Genomic DNA, 23,667 nt, shown 5'->3' on the forward strand with positions numbered 1-23,667 from the left:
TTGGTTACGTTACGTATCGAGAAACCGATCAGCGCAACACGTTCAGGAGATCCTGCACCATCGAGTTCGCCGTCGTGATCACCTTGGTGTTGGCCGAATAGGCCTGCTGGGTCACGATCAGCTTTGTGAACTCGTCGGCGATGTCGGTGTTAGAGCCTTCAAGCGAGGAGCCCGAGATGGCGCCCGAGGCACCCGCGATCGCCGGGCCCGACTGGTCGGTCACGGCATAGGCGCCGCCGTCGAGCGCCTTCAGATAGTTGGTGCCGTTGAAGTGCGACAGCGTCACCTGGGCGAGGTCGAGATTCTGGCCGTTGGAGAAGGTGCCGACCACGAGGCCGTTGTTGTTGACGGCGACCGAGCGGAGCTGACCGGCGGCGTAACCGTTCTGCGTGATGGTGTTGATGGTCACCGCGCCGCTGGTGCTCGCATATTGCGTCAACCCGCCCGAGGAGATGTTGAAGGAGACCGAGCCGAGCGTTTGGCCGCTGACGCTGACGTTGGGGATGGTGATGCCCGAGCCGGTCGGCGACGTCAGCGAGCCGTCGCTGGCAAAGGTGAAAGCCTGCCCGGTGTTGATCCAGCCGACGGTCGTGCCGGTCGCATTCGGATCGGTCTGATAGAACAGGTTCCAGGTGTCGGCGTGACCCGTGCCGAGCGAGGCGCTGTCGGTCTTGGCCCAGCGCAATTGCAGGTTCACCGGCGTGCCGGCCGCGTTGTAAGCGGTCACCGCGCCACCGCTGATCGATTCCTTGGTGAAGGTGGCGATGTCGTTGCCGATCACGGTGCCCGTACCTGCGGTGCCGCCGCCATTGCGATTCTTGGTAATGGTCGAGGTGAAGCCGAGCGCAGCAAAGGCGGAGCTGTTGGAGCTGGACACCGTCAGGTTGGAGACGGTGCCGGTGTTGAGCGTGATCACACCGCCGGCGCTGACCGACGACCCTGAGGCGCCGGACAGAGCGTCGATCTTGCCGAGCAGGGTCGTGATGTTGTCGGTGACATTGATCTGGTTCGGACCCGAGGCGCCGGAGGCCATGAAGGTCAGCGTCGCACCGTCGACCGTGATGGTGTCGCCGGCGGCAAAGCCCGACGAGAGCACTTGTGCTCCGCCCGCCACCGCCGCACCGCTCAGCACCGTGGCGCCCGAAATCGCAGGAGTCGACAGCACGTTGCCGCCGCGCGTCACGCTGCTGATACCCAGCGCCGTTGCCGCCGTGCCGCTGCCGATCGCGACGTCCGTCGTTGCACCACTGACGATCTGGATGTTGCCGCTGGCGGTCAGGCTCGCGGAGACGCCGGCGCCGCCGGCCAACTGGATCGCGGTCAGGATGTCCTGAACCGTCGCGGTGGTGCCGGCACCGAGGCCGATCGTGGTGTTGTTGCCGGCCGGCGTGACCGTGGTGCCGTTGTTGAAGGTGATCGTGTTGCCGTTGATCGTCAGCGTCTGACCGCTCAATCCGGTCAGGATGCTCGATGCGAGATGCACGCCCGCGGCATTGTCGAGGGACGTGGTCGTCGATGCCGCAGCCGCGGAGTTGTTCTGGAGCGCGGTCGTCCCGACCTGGGTCGTCGACGAGTAGGCCGAGCGCATGTTGCCCGTGGCTGCCGCACCGGAAGCGGTCGCGTTGGTATAGGGCGCCGGCGGGGTGCCCACTGCCAGCGGGTTTGCGGCATAATCCGACGGATTAAGTCCACCGGCGGCCAGCAGCGAACCAGGCGTCGCGGTCGAGCTCGCCACCGTATTTGGCTGCGTCGGCAGGTTCGCCGCGTACTGGATAGAGGTCGTGGCCTGCGCCGGGACGAAGTTGTTCTGGAATTGCAGCACCGTCGGCACGCTGCCGGTCGGGTTGCCGGTCTTCGGGTCGACCGCGACACCCATCAGATAATAGCCGGCGCCGTTGACCAGATTGCCGTTGGCGTTGACCTGGAAGTCGCCGCGGCGGCTGTAATAGGTGACGCCGTCGAACACCGGCACGTTGTCGACGACGCCGCTCGCCTTCTGCACCGAGAAGAAGCCGTCGCCGGTGATCGCCATGTTGGTGGCGACGCTGGACGAGGAGATCGTGCCCTGCGTCGTGATGGTCGCCTTCGCGTTGGCCGTCACGCCACCCGCGACCTGCTTGCTCGGGACCGAGGAGTCCGGAATGAGATCGACAAAGCTGGTCCCGATGCCCTTGTAACCGGTGGTCGAGGAGTTCGCGATGTTGCCGGAAATGTTTTGCAACGCGTAGGACTGCGCCTGAAGGCCGCCCACCGACGTATTCATCGCATCGAAGATACCCATAACTTTGTCTCCAAATTCGATCTCGGCGGCCAGCCGATCGCTCGTGCCCATGGCCGCAATCGAGGGAGACAGTCGCAAGGCCTATGCCAATGCGGGTACCTTCGTGAAATCAGTTACTTAAATAGATATGCCCCGGTCGCTGGACCGGGGCACAATTGCCGGGGCGGCAACAATTGCCGGGGCAAAACGTCATTTGCGGCCTGGCAGATGCCCTATGTCGCCGACGCCGCGGCGGGGTGGAAGACGAGGCCAAACCCGTCGATGCAGTAGCGCAATCCGGTCGGCTTCGGACCGTCGTCGAAGACGTGGCCGAGATGGCCGCCGCAGCGGCGGCAATGCACCTCGGTGCGCACCATGCCGAAGGTTCGGTCCTCGGTCTTGCCGACATTGCCTTCGATCGGCTGGTAGAAGCTCGGCCAGCCCGTGCCGCTCTCGAATTTCGTCTCAGAGGAGAACAGCGGCAGGTCGCAGCCGGCGCAGGCGAAGGTGCCCTTGCGCTTCTCCTTCAGTAGCGGGCTTGAGCCGGGCCGCTCGGTGCCGTGGTTGCGCAAAATCTCGTATTGCTGCGGCGTGAGCTGGGCGCGCCACTCCGCCTCGGTCTTCTCGATCTCGAACTTCTCCGCGGCTTGCGCCGGCGTGGCTCTCAGCCAGCGGAACGCGGCAAGGCCGAACAGGCCGGCAACGGTCGTCAGCAGGATGCGGCGGTCAAACATCTCATTCTCCGTGCGAAGGGGCTTCACCGGCCCACGCGCTGAGATACGGGGTTCAACGTCCGACGTTACACGGTCGGGCGGTGATTTTTCTCAACTTATTGCGAGATGCCCTCACCCTCATGGGACACCGGTTCCGGCGGCGGTGCGGGGCGGGCCGGTCGAACCTGGCCGGGCGGCGGACGGCGCGGCCCGGTGCCGGCGGCCCGGTTCGCCTCCACGAGGCGGGCCTCACGCTCGCGCTCCTTGAGGCGGGCCCGTTCCCGGTAGCGGGCCAGCGAGCCGGCGGCTGCCGAACTCGCCCTGCCCCACATGCCGATCAACTGGCCGGCCACCCGCCCGGTCGGCCCGCCAGCCCAGACCAGTTCGAACGGCGAGAACAGCCGCCAGCGCTCGTCGCCCGACAAAATGCTGCGGGCGATCAGTTGCCCGGCCATGGCCGAGGTGTTCATGCCCTGGCGACCAAAACCGCTCGCCACCCACAGGCCTTTGCGCAACTGGCCGATCTGCGGCATGCCGTGCACCGTCTGGCCGGTGACGCCGCCAAAGACGTCGGCGACCGCGACATCGCCGAGATCGGGAAAGATGCTGCGGATGCGCCGCTTGATTGCACCGGCAAAGCGCTGGGGCCTCGCGTCCCATGTCGTCTCGGGGCTCGCCCACATCAGCCGGTCGCCGTCGACGATCCGGAAATGATCGATGCCGTCGGTGTCCATCACCGCCCCCTTGAAGGCGACGATCTCGTGCACGCGCCCGCCGAGCGGCTGGGTCACGCCGGCATAGCGCCAGACCGGCAGCAGCGTCTCCGACAGGCGCCGGAGCGGCGCGCCCAGATGGATGTTGCCGGCCAGCACGATGTGCGTGGCGCGCAGGCGCGCCGACGGCGTGACGATGCGCTTGCGGATGCCGGAATGATCGATGCTGACGACCGGCGTATCCTCGAAAATCCGCGCACCGGCGCGCCGCGCCAGCGCCGCGAGCGCATGGACATATTTGCGGCCGTCGACCTGAAACGCCCTGGGATAATAGACGCCGTGGAAATAATGGTCGGTCTTCAGCGCCTCGCGCACGCGCTCGACCTGCCAGCCCTCGACCTCGGTATCGAAATCCTCGTTCAGCATCTGCAGGCGGCTGATCAGCCGGTCGCCGGCATCGACATTGGAGACCTCGAGCACGCCCTCGCTGAGGCCGATGCCGGGCATCGCCTCCTCGGTGGCATTGGCGCGGACGAATTCGGCGCCTTCGCGCGACAGCGTCCAGAGCTCGCGGGCATCCTCGAAACCGACACGCTCGATCAAATCGGCCAGCGGCAGCGCGAAGCCGGGCATCACGGTACCGAGCTGGTTGCCGGAGGCGTTCCAGCCGATATGGCGTCCCTCCAGGACCGCGACGCTCGCCCCGAGCCGGGCCGCTTCCAGCGCAATGGTCAGTCCGGCCAAACCGGCCCCAATGACGCAGATATCGGCATCGAGATCGAAGGACAGTCGCGCCCGCTCGCGAAAGCCGGCCTCGTCCTGGGACACGCTTGTGAAAGTCTCGCTCATATCGTTTTCTTAGAGCATGATCCGGAAAAGTGTGCAGCGGTTTTCCGAAGAGATCATGCTCAAAGCAACAACTTAGAAGGACCGATCGGGCGCTTGTCACCTTGTCCTCAGCCAGCGCCTGTAGATTAATCCCTGGTCACAACGATTCGAGAATGCCATGCGCCGTCTGTTGCTGCTGCGTCACGCCAAGACCGAGACTGACGCACCAAGCGGCCGGGACCAGGATCGGCGCCTCGACGACCGCGGCCATGAGGACGCAGCCCTGATGGGCGAATGGATCGCCGATCACGGGCCCGCCCCGGACATGGTGCTGGTATCCCCGGCGGTGCGCGCCAAGCAGACCTGGGACCTCGCCTGGGCGGCCATGAAGCCGCGCGTCGCCGCGCCGCAGGTCGACTTCCCATCAGAACTCTACGGTGCCGATCCGGCGCAGCTCCTGGAAATCATTCGCACCGCAACCATCCCCGCCGATCCCAAACGGCTGATGCTGATCGGCCATAACCCCGGCATGCACGAGCTGGCCTTGATGCTGACCGGCAGCGGCGACGCGGCCGGCACCAAGGCGCTCACCGGCAATCTGCCGACCGCGGGGCTTGCGATATTCGACTTTGACGTCAAGGATTGGGGTGACGTGGCGTACCGCCGCGGCAGGCTGATGCAGTTCGTCAGCCCGAAGCTGTTGAAGCAGGCTTGAGACGACGGGCGCTGTCTTAAGCCTTCCGAACCAGCTCGACAGCAGGCTCTTGAAGCCAAGAATTGGAGGCGCAGATGTTCAAGTCCATCCTCGTGCCCATCGACCTCGCCGACACCGATTTGGCGAAACCGGCGATCGCGACGGCAGCAACGCTGTCGCACACCTGGAGCGGCACGGTGCGCCTGCTCAACGTGCTACCGATGACACCGGTGATGCTGGCCGAATACGTCCCGGCCGATTTCGACGAGCAGCAGCGTCAGACCAGCGAAGAGGCGCTCGCCATCGTCGCGCGCGAGTCCGGTATCGACGCCCAGCACATCTCGAGTGTGGTGCGGCAGGGCGGCATCTATCACGAGATTCTGGAGGAAGCGGCCCAGATGAAGGCCGACCTCATCGTCATGACCTCGCACCGGCCGGCGATGCGCACCTACTTTCTAGGCTCGAATGCGGGTCACGTCGTGCGCTACGCCAAGTGCTCCGTGCTGGTGGTGCGGCACTAAAGTTCGCAACGTCGTTGGATGCGCTCGCGACGGCCGGGGCATGCCCCGGCCATCACTGCGCGTCACATATAGCGCATCAGGTCGGTTTTGACCGATCCGTAGACGGCATCCTCGATCTGGGAACGCGAGATCCCGATGTCGCGCAGCGCGCGCTCGTCGAGTTCGTTCAGCGTCTTGATCGCAGCGCGGCGCTCCAGATGGTCGAACAGCGCCTGGACGCCGTTGACGATGGAGCGGAGAAATCCGCCCGATGAGGATGGGCTCAAACTCTGCCCGGCAGTCTGCAAGATCGTGGTCATTTTTCTTCTCCGGCTATCGGTCCCGCGCAGGCCGACGGCTGGCCGGCGGCCCAGGCGCAAAGCGCCTGCTCCTTATTGCCCTCGGATTGCTCTCGCAGCCCTCGGTCCAATCGCTGAACTTGATGGAACTTAAATGCTCCAGTACAATCGTCGGTGCAAGGAAAACATTGCTCTCGGTGCAATAATGTCGAAGTTCGAATACGTGAAACTGGCCGATACCATCGCTGCCGAAATATCGAGCGGTGCCCGCAAACCAGGCGATCGCCTGCCGCCGCAACGTAGTTTTGCGTATGAACGCGGGATTGCCGTCTCTACCGCGAGCAGAGTTTACACGGAGTTATTGCGCCGGGGCCTCGTGGTCGGCGAAGTCGGCCGCGGCACCTTTATTTCCGGCGAAACACGGCGCGGAATCGCTGTGCCCGCCGAACCGCGCGGCGCACGCGTCGATTTCGAGTTCAACTATCCGTTACTGCCGCAGCAGCCGGCGATGATCGCCAAGAGTCTTGCCGGCCTCGAACGGCCCGACGCGCTCGAAGTCGCGCTGCGTCCCGCGACGAGCACGGGGACAGCGACGACGCGCAGCATTTCCGCCGCCTATCTCTCGCGCCAGGGCTGGTCGCCGAATCCCGATCATCTCGTGTTCACGTCGAACGGCCGGCAATGCATTGCCGCTGCACTCGCAGCACTCGTGCCCGCCGGCGGACGCTGCGGCGTCGAGGCACTCACCTATCCCTTCATCAAGGGCATCGCGGCGCGTCTCGGCATCACGCTGGTGCCGCTGTCGATGGACGAGCATGGCATGCGTCCCGACGCGATCCAGAAAGCGCATCGCGAGGCGCATCTCGCCGCACTCTATCTGCAGCCGACGATCCAGAATCCGCTCGGCATCACCATTCCGCTCGCGCGCCGCAACGACATCCTGCGTGTCGCCGAAAAGCTCGATCTGCCGATCATCGAAGACACCGTGTACGGATTCCTCGCCGACGAAGCCCCGCTCGCAGCGCTGGCGCCGGATCGCTGCCTCGTCATCGACAGCCTGTCGAAGAAGGTCGCTCCCGGCCTTGCGCTCGGCTTCATCGTCGCGCCGCCGCATCTGCGCGAGAGCGTGATGGCGTCGGTGCGCTCGGGCGGCTGGACCGCGTCGGGCTATGCGTTTGCGGCCGGGCAACGCTTGATGGGTGACGGCACCGCGGCCGAATTGTCGCGGCTCAAGCGCATCGATGCCGGCAAGCGTCAACATCTGGCGTCGCAGCGGCTCGCCGGCTTCGATATCCAGTCCGATCCGCGCTCCTATCATCTGTGGCTGGCGCTGCCGCATCATTGGCGCTCGCAGACCTTCGTCGCCGCCGCCGGCCGCCGCGACATCGCGCTGACACCGTCGACGACATTTGCCATCGCCTCCGGTCACGCGCCGAATGCGGTGCGGCTTGCGCTGGGCGCCCCGAGCTTCGAGCAGCTCGACGCCGGCTTGCGGACGATGGCCTCGATGCTGCGCGCGCGGGAAGAGGATTTTGACTCGACCGAGTAGCGCGGCTCAAAGCGCAATCGCATTGAGGTCGAACCTCGCGATGATGCCAATATACACCTGATTTGCCCGACGGGTCAAGCGCTATTTCGTAAAATCCGCAGCCACTCAGTCCTGGCCTCCGGCTACTGTGCATGGGGTTGTTTTCAACCTTATTGCCGATGCCGCATCCTTGCGAAAACCGCTTCGCACTTTTTTCGGATTATGCCTGCGCCTCAGGCCAGTCCGCGATAAATCCCCTCGCCTTGTAGGGCGCGATCTTGTCCCACTCATGCAGCATGCGGCGGCGAAATTCCGCATTCGTGTGCCAAAGTGCGCGCGGCGTCGCAAAGCTGTCGACGGTGAGCAGCATCTTGGTCACCTCCGGCCAATACCGGTGCAGCGTCATCGGATAGCGCCGCGCGGTCCAGGTGTTGCCGAGGCAGATCACGCTGCGAATGTTGCGCAGGCCGATCGCGGCGTCGATGATCGGCAGCGAGAAGACCACGTTCTCCCCGGTGTTCATGGCGCGGTGCTCTTCCAAAATCCGGTCGGCCGGAATGCCCGCCGCGACCATCGCGGGCTTGATGACATTGCACTCGGATTGCTCCGAGCCCGGCGTCACCCCGCCGCTGACAATCGACCAGCGGAAATAGCCGCCCCGCCACAGCCGTGCGGCGGTCTCGACGCGCAAGGCGACATCCTCCCGCGTCCCGAACAGGAACAGGAGGTTGGCCGGCCGTAGCGGCGTCTCGATCAGGTGGGTGGCGTTGATGGAGGCGATCTCGTCCGCCGTGGGCAGGCGGGTGCTGCGGTCCGTCTCAGACATGGCCGCAAGATGCGGCAGCGGCGGCCTGCCGCGAAGTCACGTTTGATTGCCGCCGGTTACGGCAGCAGGTCCTTCGGCAGGGCATCGAAACGATAGGTCCGCGGCTGGTTGCGCCGGATGAAGCCGCCGACCTGCCAGGTGAACAGCGCGGCAAAACCGATGATGAACAGCACGCCGGCGAATTCGCCGATCATCAGCGCGCGGATGAGCAGCCCGGCCATCGAAACCGCCAGCAGCGCGAGCAGCGCCAGCGCCGCGGCGTAGGTCACGCGCCCGAGGCCCGCGGTCAGGACCGCGCGGCTGCCGGCTTTCGCCATCTGCGCATGCAGTTCGACGATAAAGTCGCGATAGCCATGGTCCTGCGGCGCCATCAGCGCCGCGGTCTGCCAGCTCGTGGACAGGATCGCGATGCGGCCGCCATCGGCATGGCTGACATCGGCGCGGAAGCGATGCTGCTGCATCGACACCGGCCGGTACGACAGGCGGATCGCCGAGATCTCGCCGTAGCCCCACAGGCCGGAACGCCCGCCGATGTGCCAGGACAACCCCTCCTCGGTCAGTTCGAAGCGGTGCGCCGAGCCGATCAGCGAGGCCTTGTAAGCATAGCTCTTGTAAGTGGAGCTCTTGGCAGGCGCCCTCGCCTCCGCCTCGGACATCCAGATCGATCCAATTCATCCACCGGGCACACTCCGCGACCAGCTTGCGCGGCGCCCTTGCGCCATCCTACAAGCGGGGCATGGCTGAGACGACCTTTTTCCCGCGCCGCCTGATCCTCGGGGGCGCCATGATCTCGGGCGTGCTGCTCGCGCTTGCCGTGCACATGCTCGGTGCCCGTTACGGGCTCGACCTCGGCGGCCTCTGGCGCTCGGACACGCATGAATTCATGCCAGCGGGGGCGGCGATCGCGTGGTGGCTGATTGCGACGGTCGGCTTCTCCGGCGGCTACTTCACGGCCACGCTGATGCACAGCGCCGCCTCCGGCCAGATCCCGCAGCGGATGCGGCAGTTCCTGATCGCGGTCGGCGTGCTGCTGCTGGCCGGCGCCGGCCAAGCGGCCTCCGCGCCAAGCCCGATCCCCACCATCTCGGGCGTGCTCGCGGGCCTCGCCGCGCTGTGCCTCGGCGCAGCCATGGCGTTCTGCGGCGCGCATTTCGCGCTCCGCAAAACCTAGGCCGAGGCGCGGACCTTCGGTCGCACCAGCATGTTTGCAACTTCGGAAGCAGGCCGCGGCTGGCTGAACAAATAGCCCTGCACCTGGGTGCAGCCCTCGCGCTTGAGCAATTCGAGCTGCGCGTCGTTCTCGACGCCTTCGGCCGTCGTCGCAATGCCGAGGCTGCGTCCAAGCCCGGTCACGGCGCGCACGATCGCCATCGAGTCCTCGCGGGTCGAAAGCTCCTGCACGAAGGAGCGGTCGATCTTGATCTTGTCGAAGGGGAAGCTGCGCAGATAGCTCAGCGACGAATAGCCGGTGCCGAAATCGTCCAGCGAGATACGCACGCCGAGCGCGCGCAGCTCGTGCAGCGTCGTCAGCGTTGACTCACTGTTCTGCAGCAGCACGGACTCGGTGATCTCGAGCTCGAGACGGCGCGCATCGAGCCCGGACAGCGCAAGCGCCTCCACGACCGAGCCCACCAGGTTCTGGCTCTTGAACTGCACCGGCGACAAATTGACGGCGACGCCAATACTATCCGGCCAGGTCACGGCGTCCGCGCAAGCCGCACGCAGCACCTGCTCGCCGAGCGCCACGATCAGGCCGGTCTCCTCGGCGAGTGGGATGAAGCTCACCGGCGAAATCAGGCCGCGCTCGGGATGGTTCCAGCGGATCAACGCCTCGAAGGCGACGACCACGTCGCGCGCGACGTCGCGGATCGGCTGATAGTAGACGGCGAACTCGTTGCGCTGAACCGCCGCGCGCAGGTCCATTTCCAGCAGCCGCCGCGCCTGGGCGCGCGCGTCCATGCCAGTCTCGAAGAAGCGATAGGTGCCGCGACCGTCCGCCTTGGCGCGGTACAGCGCGAGATCGGCGTTCTTCAAAAGCTCGTTCGGATTGTCGCCGTCCTGGGGGAACAGCGAAATGCCGATGCTGACCCCGATGACGATCTGGTGGTCGGCGATGTCATACGGCGCCGAGATGGCCTCGACCAGCCGGGCGGCAAGCGCGGTGGCAGCAGCCTCCTCTTCCCTGCCGAGCTGGACGACGGCGAATTCGTCGCCACCCAGCCGCGCCACCGTATCATTCTCGCCGACGCAGGCGGCCAGCCGCCGGCCGACCTCCTTGAGCAGCGCATCGCCGATGGGATGGCCGAGCGAATCGTTGATGTCCTTGAAGTGGTCGAGGTCGAGGCAGAGCACGGCGAGCTGGTCGCCGGGCTTGGCAAGGCGCAATCCCTGCTCGAGCTGCTCGTGGAACAGCACGCGGTTCGGCAGATTGGTCAGCGCGTCGTGGCGCGCCATGTGCGAGATCTTTTCCTGCGCCGCGAGCCACTCGGTGATGTCCTCGAAGGTCGCGACCCAGCCGCCGCCGAGCATCGGCTGATTGACGACGCGGATCGAACGGTCGAACCGGTTCACGATCGTGGTCGTGGTGCGCCCCGCGCGGGCGTCGTCGACGAGCTGCGCAAAGAACTGGTCCGGATCGCCCTGCCAGTTTCCCTTGACCTTTTCCTCCTGAAGCACATCGAGCAGCGGGCGGCCCGTGAGCTGGATGTCGGTGCGGCGGAGCATGGCCGCATAGCGTTCATTGAACAGGAGTATCTTGCCGTCGGCGTCGAACATGCACAGCCCCTGCGACATGTTCTCGAGCGCGGTGTCGAGCACCATCTGCTTGTGGCCGAGCTCGCCCTTGGCGCGACGGTCCAGAAGTGCCGCGACCAGCGCGATGGCGATGATGCTGACCGCGGCGCTCGCCGTGAGGAAGGACAATGCGCCCGGCGCGACCGACATGCCGCTGGTCATCATGGTGAGATCCGGCGTCAGGACGACTGCGCCCATCGCCGTGAAATGGTGCGAGACGATGGCAAAGGTCAGCAGGCCGGCTGCGCCGAGGCTGTGGCGGATATCATCGCGCCGTGCGGCAACGCAGAGCGCGATCGCACCGAAGACGACGCCGAACAGGATCGAGGCCGCAACCGTGCCGCCGGTCCAGCCGACGCGTGCCGGCATCTCCAGCGCCATCATGCCGGTGTAGTGCATGGCGGCAACGCCGGCGCCGACGATCGCGCCGCCAAGCGCGACGAACGGCCAGCGCGTCGCGGATACCGCGATACCCAGGCCGACGAAGGTGACTGATACCGCGAAGACCAGGGACAGGATGGTTATCGGAATGTTGTAGGCCGCCCCGGCGCCCGGCCCATAGGCCAGCATGGCGATGAAATGCGTCGCCCAGATGCCGCAGCCGCTAACGGCAGCATCCAGCGCGACCCAGGCGACCCGCGACAGTCCCTGAGATGCCCGAGCCCGGTGAAACAGGCTGATCGCCGCAGTGCTGGCGAGCAGGCACACCGCTCCGCCCAGCGCGACCAGGCGCCAATCGTGCTCCGCGGTGAGGCAATAGAGGACTTGGTACATTGCAGGACCCCGTTGGAGCCTGCACTAAAAAGAGCAGAAGTGGATACGAGGTAACCGGCTGCGATCCCCTTCCGCTCATGGTGAACGAAGCATGTGGTCCCTATGCTTGCGTTTTGGTTAGCGCCATGTCTGCAATTGTGGCCACACGCAGCCGACCCAAAAAACACGACAACGCCGCGCGTCGGCCGCGCGGCGTTGGATGTGCGCCGTCTGCTCAGCTCGCGGCGCGCAGATTGACCTTGCTTTCCGCAAGCGTGGTGAGCTTCTTGTCGGTCGCCTTCTCTTCCTCCAGCGTCTTGGCGAGCACGCTCGCGCAATCGTTGCGGCCGAGTTGCTTGGCCCAGGCGATCAGGCTGCCGTAGCGGGTGATCTCATAGTGCTCCGCGGCCTGCGCGGCGTTGATCAGCGCCGCATCCAACACCGCCTTGTCGGCGACTTCGCTCGCGGTCTCCTCCGCTTCCTCGATGATCCCATCGATCGCCGGGCAGTCGACCGCCTTCACCTCGACGCCATGCATCTTGAAGACCTCCTCCAGCCGCTTCACGTGCTGCCTTGTCTCCTCCAGATGCGTCAAAAAGCCCTGCTTCAACACGGGATCGGTGGCCTTGTCAGCCATTTTAGGCAGCGCCTTGGTGAGCTGCTGCTCGGCGTAGTAGATGTCCTGCAATTGATGCACGAACAGGTCGTTCATGGTCTTGATGTCCTTGGTGAACAATCCCATCGTTCCAGTCCTCATGTTTTCGGGAACAGAGCCGCGCGGGCTTGCAGGCAAGCCCTCGTCCGCTCCATTCGATTGCTGATGATACGCTAACGGGCCGCTTGCACGGACGTTCCGAAACGACAGATCACATTGAGCTGGAACAAGGCGCCCGGAGCACGGGTTTGCGATATTGCCGGTATGGGAGCGCCGCGCCGTCGCGACTCGGAATTGTTAACCCGGGGTAATGTGTAGGCCGTATGACGAAAGAGGCCGGCCAAATGCAGAACTCTCCTTGTCAAGGGCTGCACAAGCCGCTGTTTTTGCCTTAAGAAACCAATATATATGCAGGCGATCGATGCCCCACCTTTGACGACGATCGCACCCAATCGGCCAACGGCCCGATTGGGTCTTGCCGCCCCGCCGGGAGGATGAATGCACGAACTGCTGTCCGCGCTGAAACGCGGCTTCACGAGATGGATCGGCTGGCGACGGCTGGGCATTGCCGCGAGCGTCATGATCATCGCGTTCGCGGTGACGACGCTGGTGCGCACGCTCAAGGGCATCGATACCGGCGTCATCCTGACCGCGCTGACCGAAATTCCCCGCGGCAATATCGGGCTTGCGGCGCTGTGCGTCTTCTTCGCGTTCTGTACGCTGACCTTCTACGATTTCTTCGCGTTGCGAACGATCGGCAAGCGGCACGTGCCTTACAGGATCGCCGCGCTCTCCAGCTTCACCTCCTATTCGATCGGTCACAATATCGGCGCCACCGTGTTCACCGGCGGCGCGATCCGTTTCCGGATCTATTCCGACTACGGGCTGAATGCGATCGACGTCGCAAAGATCTGCTTCCTCTCCGGCCTCACCTTCTGGCTCGGTAACATCTTTGTGCTCTCCATCGGCATGGCCTGGCATCCGGATGCGGCCACCGCGATGGACCAGTTGCCGCCGGCGATCAACCGGCTGATCGCGCTCGGCGGCCTCGCCTCGATCATCGCCTATCTGGTCTGGCTCTCGATGGGCGAGAAGCGCCGAGAGCTAGGCCAGAAGGGCTGGAAGGTCGTGCTGCCGTCGGCACCGCTGACGCTGGTGCAGATCCTGATCGGCGTGGTCGATCTCGGCTTCTGCGCCATGGCGATGTATCTCTTGGTGCCGGCAAGCCCTCACATCGACTTCATGTCGCTCTCCGTGGTGTTCATCCTGGCCACGCTGCTGGGCTTTGCGAGCCATGCGCCCGGCAGCATCGGCGTGTTCGACGCCGCCATGCTGGTGGCGCTGCCGGAGTTCGGCCGCGAGCAGTTGCTGGCCACGCTTCTGGTCTTCCGCCTGCTCTATTTCGTGATCCCGTTCGGCATGGCGATCTCGATCATGGGAACGCGCGAGCTCTGGATGAACGTCGGAAAGCCCTGGCAGGAGCGGCGGCGGCTTGCGGAAGCCTGCGCGCAAGGTAACCTGCCCAAGCAGGTGACGCCGATGGAGCGACCGCTGCGGCAGGCGAAACGGTAAATCGCGATGAGTTTCATCGCGCTTTAGCTCCTTGTTCGAGCATGATCTCCGCGCAAACGCGTTCCGCGTTTGTCGCAAGAGAAAACCGCTGCGCACTTTTCCGGATCATGCTCTAGTCATAGGCACCGATAAGGCGCAAAACGGGGTAGCCGAACGTCGCAATCGATGCGGCGTGCTTCTCTTATTTCCGCCTCAACTCTGACGTTGAACACGCGGGCCATGATCCGACCCTCTTACCGCACCTTGCTCGCCGCCGTCCTGCTCGCCGGGACGCTTGCCGCCTTGCCCACCGAACGTGCGGCCGCGCAGGATGCCGGCGGCGTGCAAATCACCTGGGAAGTGCGCAACCGCTTCCGCCTGTTCCGCGAGGAGCGCGACTTCCTGCTTCAGCTCGACAGCGGCCGCAACCGCAGCATCCTCGCCTCCGAACAGGCGCTGGAAGTGCAGAGCGACGGCCGCGGCTGGGCGCGCAACACCGTCAACCGCCTTTGCATCGATCTTGCGGGCCGGGTCAACGAGCCCTGCAACCGCGACAACGTCAAGGAAAGCTACCTCACCCCGATCGACCACCCCGTCACGGTGCGCCTCGCCGGAGCCGTGCCGGTCGGCGCCACCTGCGCCTGGTCGTTCGACGACGGCGACGGGCCGCAGAGCTCGACCTTCGACTGCGCCGAGCCGGTCAATCTGCGCGTGCGCTACGGCAGGCCGACGGTTGCGACCGTCGACATCTCGTCCGGCTCCGATCCGACCCAGCGCGTCCAGACCGAGATCCAGGTCCGAGACATCTTCGTTGCCGGGCTCGGCGACAGCATCGCCTCGGGCGAAGGCAATCCGGACCGCGCGATCGCGCTCTCCGACGAAGGCTTTTGCTTCCGCTCCTATCTCGGCACTTCGAGCGCGGGCTACTACCGGCCAAGCCGCGCCGGCTTCAAGGGCGGCCGCGCCTGCGAGGCGCCGGATACGTTGGCGAACTGGCAGAAATACAGCGCGCTCTGGTTCAACGCGCCGTGCCACCGCTCGCTTTACAGTTACCAGACGCGAACGGCGCTGGCGCTGGCGCTGCGCTATCCGCACATCGCGGTGACCTATCTGCCGCTCGCGTGCACTGGTGCCAGCATCGGCTCCGGCCTGCTCGGCTCGCAGCGTGCGCGCGAATGCCCGCCCGGCAAGACCGGCACCTGCCAGAGCAACGTCAACGCCCAGGTCGCCGAGTTGAAGGAAGCGCTGACCGCGGCCAAACGCCGTCAGCCGGATCGCGCGCTCGACCTCGTGCTGCTGTCTGTCGGAGCCAACGACGTCTATTTCTCCGGCCTCGTTGCCGACGTGATGGTGGAAACCGCGACCGAGCGCACGCTGTTCGCGCGTAGCGGCGTGTTGGCCGGCGTCGACGATTCCCGCGACGCGCTGGCGCGCGAGCTGCCGCAAAACTTCGTCAAGCTGCGCGAGGCGCTGAAGCCGCTGGTCGGCGGCGACCTCAGCCACGTCGTCTACGTCTCCTACGCCAATCCGGCGCTGGCCGACGGCGGCGTGCCCTGCCGTGGCGGCCGTGCCGGCTTCGAGGTTCATCCGTCCTTCAATATCGATCCGCAGCGGCTTGCGCGCGTCTCGACCTTCGTCGACACGGAATTTTTGCCGCAACTGAAGGGGCTCGCGACCTGCACGCGCGGGGCGCTGTGCCGGGATCCCGAGGCCGATCGCATGACCTTCGTCGATGCACATCAGGCGACGTTTGCCGATCACGGCTTTTGCGCGCGCGCCGGCAACGATCCGGAATTCGACCGCACCTGCTTTGCCGAGAACGGCCAGACCTTCAATCCCGACATCATCTCCGCGGCCAGCCAGCCGATGCTGTGCGGCCACGGCGCCTCCGACTATCGCGCCTATCTGCCGCGTGCGCGCTGGATCCGCGACGCCAATGACAGCTACTTTGCCGCGATGACCTATCCGCAAGGCCTGCCGGCCGCGAGCCAGCCGTCAGACATCCACGACGCAACCTGGGGCGTGCTGTCCGCCGTCTATGGCGGCGCGGTGCATCCATCCGCCGAAGGCCACGCCGCGATGGCCGACGCCGCATTCCCTGCCGCAAGCGCCGTGCTTGGGCTCGACGCCGTGCCGCCGAACGTGACGCGCGGGCAGCAGCTCTTGCCGCTGCCGTTCGGGACGAAGCAGTAGCGAAGAAGCGATGAACTCGTAGCCCGGGTGAGCGAAGCGATATCCGGGACGATCGTCCCCTCATGACGCTTCGCTTATGCGGCTACACAGCTCGCACCGGCCTCACCTCTCCATCAATCCAAAATCGGTATCAATCGATACTCCCTTCAACTTGGACTCCCTGCCGCGTGCGCCTCTAGGAAGGCAGCAAGGAAAAATTCAAGGGAGGCGCGTGATGAGCGCTGTGATGCCATCCGCCATGGACGCGAGACGAGCTCACGTCAGGCTCTTTTTCGCCGGCGCCAACGCACCTGCCGCCGCGCGCCCCTCTCTTGTCATCATGGGCAGGACCGAAATGGTCCAGCTCGAACCTTCCTCCTGAGCGCTTCCTCCTATCGGGAGCGGATCAGGCAACTCACGGCGGCCCTCAAAAGCCGCCGTCTTTGTTTCGGGGGAGATCGATGCTAGAAATGCCAGAGAAACGCCTCATCCATCTACGGTCTGTATCGATGTTCGACCTCAACCAGCTCCGCTGTTTCGTGACCGTGGCGGAGGAATTGCACTTCGGCCGCGCCGCAGCCCGGCTGAACATGACCCAGCCGCCGTTGTCGCGGCAGATCCAGGTACTCGAGCACATCATCGACGCGCCGCTCCTGGAGCGCACCAGCCGCTCGGTGCGGCTGACGCCGGCCGGCCGGAGCTTCCTGCCCGAGGCGAGGCGCATCCTGAAACTCGCCGAAAGCGCCTCCCAGGTCGCCCGCCGCATCGCGCTCGGCAAGACCGGCTCACTGAAGATCGGCTTCACGGCGGCGGCCGCCTACGGCTTCCTGCCCGAGCTCGTCGCCTCCTGCCGCGCAAAGATGCCAGAGGTCGATTTTTCGCTAAAGGAGATGGTGTCAGGCGACCAGTTCGAGGCGCTGACCTCCGGCCAGATCGACGCCGGCCTGCTGCGGCCGCCGATCGCGCGTCCCGAGATCGCCAGCCGGCGCGTGGTGGCCGAGCCCCTGCTCGCCGCGATCCCGAAAAAACATCCGCTGGCCAATGCCGAGTCAATCACCATCAAGGACTTCGACAACCAGCCCTTCGTGATGTACTCGCCCTATGAGAGCCGCTACTTCCACGATCTGCTGGTGGCGCTATTCACCCGCGCCGACATATTACCGCGCTACGTCCAGCACCTCAGCCAGATCCATTCCATCCTCGCGATGGTGCGCGCCGGCCTCGGCCTGTCCATCGTGCCGGCCGCCGCCGCCAATCTGAAAATCTCCGACGTGCGCCTGCGCCCGCTCAAGCTGCGCACGCGCGTTCCGGTCGAGCTTTTCATGGTGTGGCGACGTGACGACGAGAACCCGCTCCTCGCCACGCTGGTGAAGATCGCGGGCGAGCTGGGGGCGGCGGAAGCGATCGAAGATTGATGCTCAAGACGCATCATTCGATATAGGCTTTGGCTTGGACGCGCATCGAATGCTCTCCTAAGTAAGTGGCTCATGGACGCAGCCTTTGCGTCACCCGCAACATCGACGCGCGCCCCTCGCGTGTCCCCCAAAAGCCAAAACGGAGTGGCGCCCATGAGCAAGATGACCCCGCAGGAAATGGCCGCAAAGATCGGTTCCGGCCTGCTCTCCTTCCCCGTCACGCCGTTCAAGGCCGACTATTCCTTCGACGAGGCAACATATCGCTCTAACATGGACTGGCTGTGCGGCTATGACGTTGCCGGTCTCTTTGCCGCAGGCGGCACCGGCGAGTTCTTCTCGCTGACGCCATCCGAAGTCCCGCAGGTGGTCAAAGTCGCGGTCGAGGAGACCAAGGGCCGCGTGCCCGTGCTGGCCGGCACCGGCTATGGCACCGCGATCGCCCGCGAGATCGCCATCGGTGCCGAGAAGGCCGGCGCCGACGGCCTGTTGCTGCTGCCGCCCTATCTGACCCATGCCGAGCAGGACGGCCTCGCCGCCCATGTCGAGGCGGTCTGCGCCAGCGTCAAGATCGGCGTCATCGTCTACAACCGCGACAACGCCATTCTGCAGCCGGACACACTTGCTCGTCTGGTCGAGCGCTGCCCGAACCTCGTCGGCTACAAGGATGGCATCGGCGACATCGAGCTGATGACCCGCGTCTATACCAAGCTCGGCGACCGCGTGACCTATATCGGCGGCCTGCCGACTGCGGAGACGTTTGCGCTGCCCTATCTCGACATGGGCGTGACGACGTACTCGTCCGCCGTGTTCAACTTCGTTCCGGAGTTCGCCACCCGCTTCTATGCCGCGGTGCGCCAGCGCGATCACGCCACGATCCATGCCGGGCTGAAGAATTTTATCCTGCCCCTGATCGCGATCCGCAACCGCAAGAAGGGCTATGCGGTGTCGATCATCAAGGCCGGCATGAAGGTGATCGGTCGCGATTCCGGTCCCGTGCGTCCGCCGCTGACCGACCTGACCCAGGATGAGATGGCGGAACTGACCGCACTCGTGCAAGACTTGGCCGCCATGCAATCGGCGCAACAAGCGGCAGAATAACGAGAACAAGAAAGGGAGGAGCGGCGAATGGTTCAGGATGCGATCCGCATCGGGTTCCTGAGTGCACCGGTCGTCACGGCAATGCAGGTGATCCCGGTCGCCGGCCGCGACGGCATGCTCCTCAATCTGAGCGGCGCACACGGACCGTTCTTCACCCGTAACATCGTGATCCTCACCGACGACTCCGGCCACACCGGCGTCGGCGAGGTGCCGGGGGGCGAAAAGATCCGCAAGACGCTGGACGACGCGCGCGAGCTGGTGATCGGCAAGACGGTCGGCTCGCTCAACAACATCCTCGCCGACATGCGCCAAAAATTCGCCGACCGCGACGCCGGCGGCCGCGGCAAACAGACGTTTGACCTGCGCGTCATGATCCACGCGGTCACCGCGGTGGAAGCGGCGTTGCTCGACTTGCTCGGACAGCATCTCGGCCTTCCCGTCGCAGCGCTGCTCGGCGAGGGCCAGCAGCGTCCGAGCGTCGAGACGCTCGGCTATCTGTTCTTCGTTGGCGACCGCCGCAAGACCAGCCTCGATTATGTCGAAGGCGAGACCGGCAAGCCCGCCTGGTTCAACCTCCGCCATCAGGAGGCGCTGACGCCCGAGGCCGTGGTGCGGCTCGCCGAGGCGACGCATGACCATTACGGCTTTGCCGACTTCAAGCTGAAGGGCGGTGTGCTCCGTGGTGAGCAGGAGATCGAGGCGGTCACGGCGATCGCAAAGCGTTTCCCCAATGCGCGGGTGACGCTCGACCCGAACGGCGCCTGGTCGCTGGATGAGGCGATCAGCCTCTGCAAGGACATGCACGGCATCCTCGCCTATGCCGAGGACCCCTGCGGCGCCGAAGCCGGCTTCTCCGGCCGCGAGATCATGGCCGAGTTCCGCCGCGCCACAGGCCTGCCGACCGCGACCAACATGATCGCGACCGACTGGCGCCAATTGTCCCACGCGCTCAAGCTCGGCTCGGTAGACATTCCCCTCGCCGATCCCCACTTCTGGACCATGCAAGGCTCGGTGCGCGTCGCCCAGACCTGCCGCGACAACGGCCTGACCTGGGGCTCGCACTCCAACAACCACTTTGACATTTCGCTCGCGATGTTCACCCATGTCGGCGCCGCCGCGCCCGGAAAGGTCACCGCGATCGACACCCACTGGATCTGGCAGGACGGCCAGGCCCTGACCAAGGAGCCGCTCCGGATCAGAGGCGGCAAGATCGCTGTGCCTGACAGGCCGGGCCTCGGCATTGAAATCGACCGTGCCGCGATCGAGGCCGCACATAACCTCTACAAGAAGCATGGACTTGGCGCGCGCGATGACGCTATTGCCATGCAGTACCTGATCCCCGGCTGGACTTTTGACGACAAGCGGCCCTGTCTGGTGCGGTAAAAACTCTGGAGGACGACAGATGACAGCGATCCTGAAGAACTTCATCGGCGGCGAATGGGTCGATGGCTCCGCCATCACCAGGAACATCAACCCCTCCAACACCAATGACGTCGTCGGCGAATACGCCAAGGCCGACAAGGCGCAGACCGAGAAGGCGATCGCCGCTGCCAAGGCCGCCTTCCCCGCCTGGGCGCGCTCGACGCCGCAGGAGCGCTATGACGCGTTCAACAAGATTTCGACCGAGATCCTGGCCCGCAAGGAGGAGCTCGGCAAACTGCTCGCGCGCGAGGAAGGCAAGACGCTTCCGGAGGGTATCGGCGAAGTCGGCCGCGCCGGACAAATTTTTGCGTTCTTCGCCGGCGAAGCGCTGCGGCTGACTGGCGAGAAGGGGCCCTCGGTGCGTCCGGGTCTCGACGTCGAGATCACCCGTGAGCCCGTCGGCGTCGTCGGCATGATCACGCCCTGGAATTTCCCGATCGCGATCCCCGCCTGGAAGATCGCGCCCGCGCTCTGCTACGGCAACACCGTCGTGTTCAAGCCGGCCGAGCTGGTGCCGGGCTCCGCGCATGCGCTCGCCGAGATCATAACCCGCTCCGGCATTCCCCCCGGCGTCTTCAATCTCGTGGTCGGCTCCGGCTCGGTCGTCGGCCAGACGCTGCTCGAGCATCCGGACGTCGCCGCGATCTCCTTCACCGGCTCGGTGCAGACCGGACGCAAGATCGCGCAGGCCTGCGTGCTCTCGACGTCGATGAAGAAGTTCCAGCTCGAGATGGGCGGCAAGAACCCCCTGGTCGTGCTTGACGATGCCGACCTCAAAGTCGCCGTCGAAGTCGCCGTCAACGGCGCCTATTTCTCCACGGGACAGCGTTGCACCGCGTCCTCGCGCCTGATCGTCACCGAAGGCATCCATGACCGCTTCGTCGCGGCGATGGCCGAGCGCCTGAAGGGCCTGTCGGTTGACGATGCGCTCAAGGCCGGTGTGCATATCGGCCCGGTCGTCGACCAGAGCCAGCTCGATCAGGACCTGCGCTACATCAAGATCGGCCAGGACGAGGGCGCCAAGCTCGCCTGGGGCGGTGAGCTCCTCAAGCGCGAGACGCCCGGCCACTATCTCCAGCCGGCGCTGTTCACCGAAGCCAACAACAACATGCGCATCGCGCGCGAGGAGATCTTTGGCCCGGTCGCCGCCGTCATCCGCGCCAAGAATTACGAAGAGGCGCTCGCAATCTCCAACGACACCGAGTTCGGTCTTGCGTCCGGCATCTGCACCACCAGCCTGAAATACGCTTCGCATTACAAGCGCAACAGCGAGGCCGGCATGGTGATGGTCAATCTGCCGACCGCCGGCGTCGACTATCACGTGCCGTTCGGCGGCCGGAAGGGATCGAGCTATGGTGCCCGCGAGCAGGGTTCCTACGCCCGCGAGTTCTACACCACGGTGAAGACCGCCTACACCAATCCGGGTTGAAGGAGATCGTAGGGTGGGTTAGCCCCGCGGCTGCGCGAAGCGCGGTCCGCGCGGCGTAACCCACCACTTCTGTTTCCGCCGACAAAGAGATTGGTGGGTTACGCTGGCGGACTGTGCTCCGCACAGCCGCTACGCTAACCCACCCTACATTTTCGGAGTCCGTGATGGACCAGGACGTCGCAGCAAAGGAACAGCCCCGCTACATCAAGCTCAACGAGCGCGACAATGTCGCGATCGTGGTCAATGATTTCGGGCTTCCCGCCGGCTCCCGTTTTGCCTGCGGGCTGACGCTGCGCGCCTTCGTGCCGCAGGGACACAAGACGGCACTGGTCGACATCGCACAAGACGCGCCGATCATCCGCTATGGCGAGATGATCGGCTATGCCCTCTCACCCATCCTCGCCGGCGAATGGGTCGATGAGGCGCGCATCCGCATGCCGGAGGCCCCTGCTCTCGACAAGCTCGAGATCTCGACCGCCGTGCCGGCGCCGCTGCCGCCGCTCGAAGGCTACACCTTCGAAGGCTATCGCAACGCGGACGGTTCGGTCGGCACCAAAAACATCCTCGGCATCTCCTCCTCCGTGCAATGCGTCAAGGGCACGTTGGAATATGCGGTGAAGCGCATCCGCAGCGAATTGCTGCCGAAGTATCCGAACGTCGACGACGTCGTTCCCCTCACCCACGCCTATGGCTGCGGCGTTGCGATCACCGCGCCCGATGCGGTCGTACCGATCCGCACGCTGCAAAACCTCGCGCTCAACCCGAACTTTGGCGGCGAGATCCTCGTCGTCGGCCTCGGCTGCGAAAAGCTCGCACCGGAGCGGCTGGTGCCCGAAGGCATAAGCGATGCCATCGTGCGCATGCAGGACGAAGCTTTTGACGGCTTTGGCGCCATCGTCGATGCCATCATGACCCAGGCGGAAGCGCGGCTCAAAATCCTCAACGCGCGCAAGCGTGAGACCTGCCCGGCCTCCGACCTCGTCATCGGCCTGCAATGCGGCGGCAGCGATGCCTTCTCCGGCGTCACCGCCAACCCGGCCGTCGGTTTTGCCGCCGACCTGCTGGTGCGCGCGGGCGCCACCGTGATGTTCTCGGAGGTGACCGAGGTGCGCGACGCCATCCAGCTCCTGACGCGACGCGCGATCAACGAGGATGTCGGCCGCGCACTGGTGCGCGAAATGGCCTGGTACGATTCCTATCTGGCGCGCGGCGGCGCCGACCGCAGCGCCAACACCACGCCTGGCAACAAGAAGGGTGGCCTCGCCAACATCGTCGAAAAATCATTGGGCTCGATCGTCAAGTCCGGCTCGAGCGCGATTACCGGCGTGCTCTCGCCCGGCGAAAAGGCGACGCAGAAGGGCATGCTGTTTGCGGCAACGCCGGCGAGCGACTTCATCTGCGGCACGCTGCAGCTCGCCTCCGGCATGACGCTGCAAGTCTTCACGACCGGCCGCGGCACGCCCTATGGTCTTGCCGCCGCGCCCGTCATCAAGGTCGCCACGCGCAGCGAGCTCGCGCGGCGCTGGAAGGACCTGATCGACTTCGACGCCGGCCGCATCGCCACCGGCGAGAAGACCATCGAGGAAACCGGCTGGGACCTGTTCCGCCTGATCCTCGATGTCGCGAGCGGCCGCACAAAGCCATGGTCGGATCGCTGGGGCATCCACAACGATCTCACCCTGTTCAATCCCGCGCCGGTGACGTGAGACGTAGCGCCTAGAGCATGATCCGGAAAAGTGTGAAGCGGTTTTTCGAAAAGATCATGCTTAAACAAAGAGCTAAAGCGCGATGACGATTCATCGCGCTTTAGGTCATGGTGCCCGGCATGAAGCAGCGCACGCGCGGGTGGCCGTCGATATAGTGCTTCCACACCATCGTGCGGCCGATCTTATTCGGCTGCGTCAGCACTGCGCCGTCCGGCACGATCACCCACTCATTGTCGATCATCACGCGATATTTGCCCTGATAGGATTCCCAATCGGCGTCCGCCAGCACATAGCCGTCGGCATCCGAGCAGC

The 23,667-nt window shown here is 65.0% G+C and carries 19 protein-coding genes and 1 pseudogene; 11 read left to right on the top strand and 9 right to left on the bottom strand.

Annotation, left to right across the window (positions count from 1 at the left end):
- Window positions 1-28: 28 nt before the first annotated feature.
- The 3 genes from C2U70_RS07770 to C2U70_RS07780 form a co-directional block, all read right to left on the bottom strand.
- Window positions 29-2,281 carry a flagellar hook-basal body complex protein gene (locus tag C2U70_RS07770; RefSeq protein ID WP_140977418.1) on the bottom strand — a complete coding sequence of 751 codons (2,253 nt, stop codon included), beginning with the start codon at window positions 2,279-2,281 and terminating at the stop codon, window positions 29-31.
- A 212-nt stretch (window positions 2,282-2,493) separates the two neighbouring features.
- Window positions 2,494-2,994, bottom strand: coding sequence for a peptide-methionine (R)-S-oxide reductase MsrB (gene msrB / locus C2U70_RS07775; protein ID WP_140977419.1), 501 nt, complete (start codon window positions 2,992-2,994; stop codon window positions 2,494-2,496).
- A gap of 95 nt (window positions 2,995-3,089) precedes the next feature.
- On the bottom strand, window positions 3,090-4,535 hold the full coding sequence (locus C2U70_RS07780; RefSeq protein ID WP_140977420.1) for an NAD(P)/FAD-dependent oxidoreductase: 1,446 nt from the start codon (window positions 4,533-4,535) through the stop codon (window positions 3,090-3,092).
- A gap of 157 nt (window positions 4,536-4,692) precedes the next feature.
- Here C2U70_RS07780 and C2U70_RS07785 point away from each other — a divergent pair, with 157 nt between their 5' ends.
- Both C2U70_RS07785 and C2U70_RS07790 read left to right on the top strand, forming a co-directional pair.
- A complete protein-coding gene (locus C2U70_RS07785; protein WP_140977421.1) occupies window positions 4,693-5,229 on the top strand; it encodes a SixA phosphatase family protein in 537 nt (178 codons plus the stop codon).
- 74 nt (window positions 5,230-5,303) lie between these two features.
- Entirely contained in the window at window positions 5,304-5,729 is a 426-nt protein-coding gene (locus C2U70_RS07790; protein WP_140977422.1) for a universal stress protein, read from the top strand.
- A 62-nt stretch (window positions 5,730-5,791) separates the two neighbouring features.
- Here the strand turns inward: C2U70_RS07790 and C2U70_RS07795 are convergent, their stop codons facing one another.
- Complete coding sequence (locus C2U70_RS07795; RefSeq protein WP_140977423.1) at window positions 5,792-6,028, bottom strand: DUF1127 domain-containing protein; 237 nt, start codon at window positions 6,026-6,028, stop codon at window positions 5,792-5,794.
- 184 nt (window positions 6,029-6,212) lie between these two features.
- Between C2U70_RS07795 and C2U70_RS07800 the strand changes: the two genes are divergently transcribed.
- Window positions 6,213-7,556 (top strand): PLP-dependent aminotransferase family protein, encoded by a 1,344-nt coding sequence (locus tag C2U70_RS07800; protein ID WP_186294127.1) that lies wholly within the window; start codon window positions 6,213-6,215, stop codon window positions 7,554-7,556.
- Window positions 7,557-7,755: 199 nt separating this feature from the next.
- Here the strand turns inward: C2U70_RS07800 and C2U70_RS07805 are convergent, their stop codons facing one another.
- On the bottom strand, window positions 7,756-8,361 hold the full coding sequence (locus C2U70_RS07805; protein WP_140977425.1) for a YdcF family protein: 606 nt from the start codon (window positions 8,359-8,361) through the stop codon (window positions 7,756-7,758).
- Between the two features lie 56 nt (window positions 8,362-8,417).
- Window positions 8,418-9,017 (bottom strand): hypothetical protein, encoded by a 600-nt coding sequence (locus C2U70_RS07810; RefSeq protein ID WP_140977426.1) that lies wholly within the window; start codon window positions 9,015-9,017, stop codon window positions 8,418-8,420.
- 80 nt (window positions 9,018-9,097) lie between these two features.
- Between C2U70_RS07810 and C2U70_RS07815 the strand changes: the two genes are divergently transcribed.
- The gene (locus tag C2U70_RS07815; RefSeq protein WP_140977427.1) at window positions 9,098-9,532 is read left to right on the top strand and encodes a hypothetical protein; all 435 of its coding nucleotides are present in this window, start codon (window positions 9,098-9,100) and stop codon (window positions 9,530-9,532) included.
- Here the strand turns inward: C2U70_RS07815 and C2U70_RS07820 are convergent.
- A complete protein-coding gene (locus tag C2U70_RS07820) occupies window positions 9,529-11,928 on the bottom strand; it encodes a bifunctional diguanylate cyclase/phosphodiesterase (RefSeq protein ID WP_140977428.1) in 2,400 nt (799 codons plus the stop codon). The genes C2U70_RS07815 and C2U70_RS07820 overlap by 4 nt on opposite strands.
- A 214-nt stretch (window positions 11,929-12,142) precedes the next feature.
- Window positions 12,143-12,649 carry a ferritin-like domain-containing protein gene (locus C2U70_RS07825; protein WP_140977429.1) on the bottom strand — a complete coding sequence of 169 codons (507 nt, stop codon included), beginning with the start codon at window positions 12,647-12,649 and terminating at the stop codon, window positions 12,143-12,145.
- 411 nt (window positions 12,650-13,060) lie between these two features.
- Here C2U70_RS07825 and C2U70_RS07830 point away from each other — a divergent pair, with 411 nt between their 5' ends.
- The 7 genes from C2U70_RS07830 to garD all read left to right on the top strand — a co-directional run bounded on the left by C2U70_RS07830 (window position 13,061) and on the right by garD (window position 23,355).
- A complete protein-coding gene (locus C2U70_RS07830; RefSeq protein ID WP_140977430.1) occupies window positions 13,061-14,134 on the top strand; it encodes a lysylphosphatidylglycerol synthase transmembrane domain-containing protein in 1,074 nt (357 codons plus the stop codon).
- A 219-nt stretch (window positions 14,135-14,353) separates the two neighbouring features.
- Window positions 14,354-16,306 carry a hypothetical protein gene (locus C2U70_RS07835; protein WP_140977431.1) on the top strand — a complete coding sequence of 651 codons (1,953 nt, stop codon included), beginning with the start codon at window positions 14,354-14,356 and terminating at the stop codon, window positions 16,304-16,306.
- A gap of 488 nt (window positions 16,307-16,794) precedes the next feature.
- Window positions 16,795-17,700: a LysR substrate-binding domain-containing protein gene (locus tag C2U70_RS07840; RefSeq protein WP_140977436.1), complete on the top strand. Its 906-nt coding sequence runs from the start codon at window positions 16,795-16,797 to the stop codon at window positions 17,698-17,700.
- A gap of 153 nt (window positions 17,701-17,853) precedes the next feature.
- Window positions 17,854-18,798 carry a 5-dehydro-4-deoxyglucarate dehydratase gene (gene kdgD, locus C2U70_RS07845; protein ID WP_140977432.1) on the top strand — a complete coding sequence of 315 codons (945 nt, stop codon included), beginning with the start codon at window positions 17,854-17,856 and terminating at the stop codon, window positions 18,796-18,798.
- 27 nt (window positions 18,799-18,825) lie between these two features.
- Complete coding sequence (gene gudD / locus C2U70_RS07850; RefSeq protein ID WP_140977433.1) at window positions 18,826-20,181, top strand: glucarate dehydratase; 1,356 nt, start codon at window positions 18,826-18,828, stop codon at window positions 20,179-20,181.
- A gap of 19 nt (window positions 20,182-20,200) precedes the next feature.
- Window positions 20,201-21,649 (top strand): aldehyde dehydrogenase family protein, encoded by a 1,449-nt coding sequence (locus C2U70_RS07855; protein ID WP_140977434.1) that lies wholly within the window; start codon window positions 20,201-20,203, stop codon window positions 21,647-21,649.
- A 164-nt stretch (window positions 21,650-21,813) separates the two neighbouring features.
- Window positions 21,814-23,355, top strand: coding sequence for a galactarate dehydratase (garD, locus tag C2U70_RS07860; protein WP_140977435.1), 1,542 nt, complete (start codon window positions 21,814-21,816; stop codon window positions 23,353-23,355).
- A 100-nt stretch (window positions 23,356-23,455) separates the two neighbouring features.
- Here the strand turns inward: garD and C2U70_RS07865 are convergent.
- A pseudogene (locus C2U70_RS07865) lies at window positions 23,456-23,667 on the bottom strand (hypothetical protein); the annotation flags it as partial.

It is taken from the genome of Bradyrhizobium guangdongense (assembly GCF_006483445.1).
Taxonomy (GTDB): Bacteria; Pseudomonadota; Alphaproteobacteria; order Rhizobiales; family Xanthobacteraceae; genus Bradyrhizobium; species Bradyrhizobium guangdongense_A.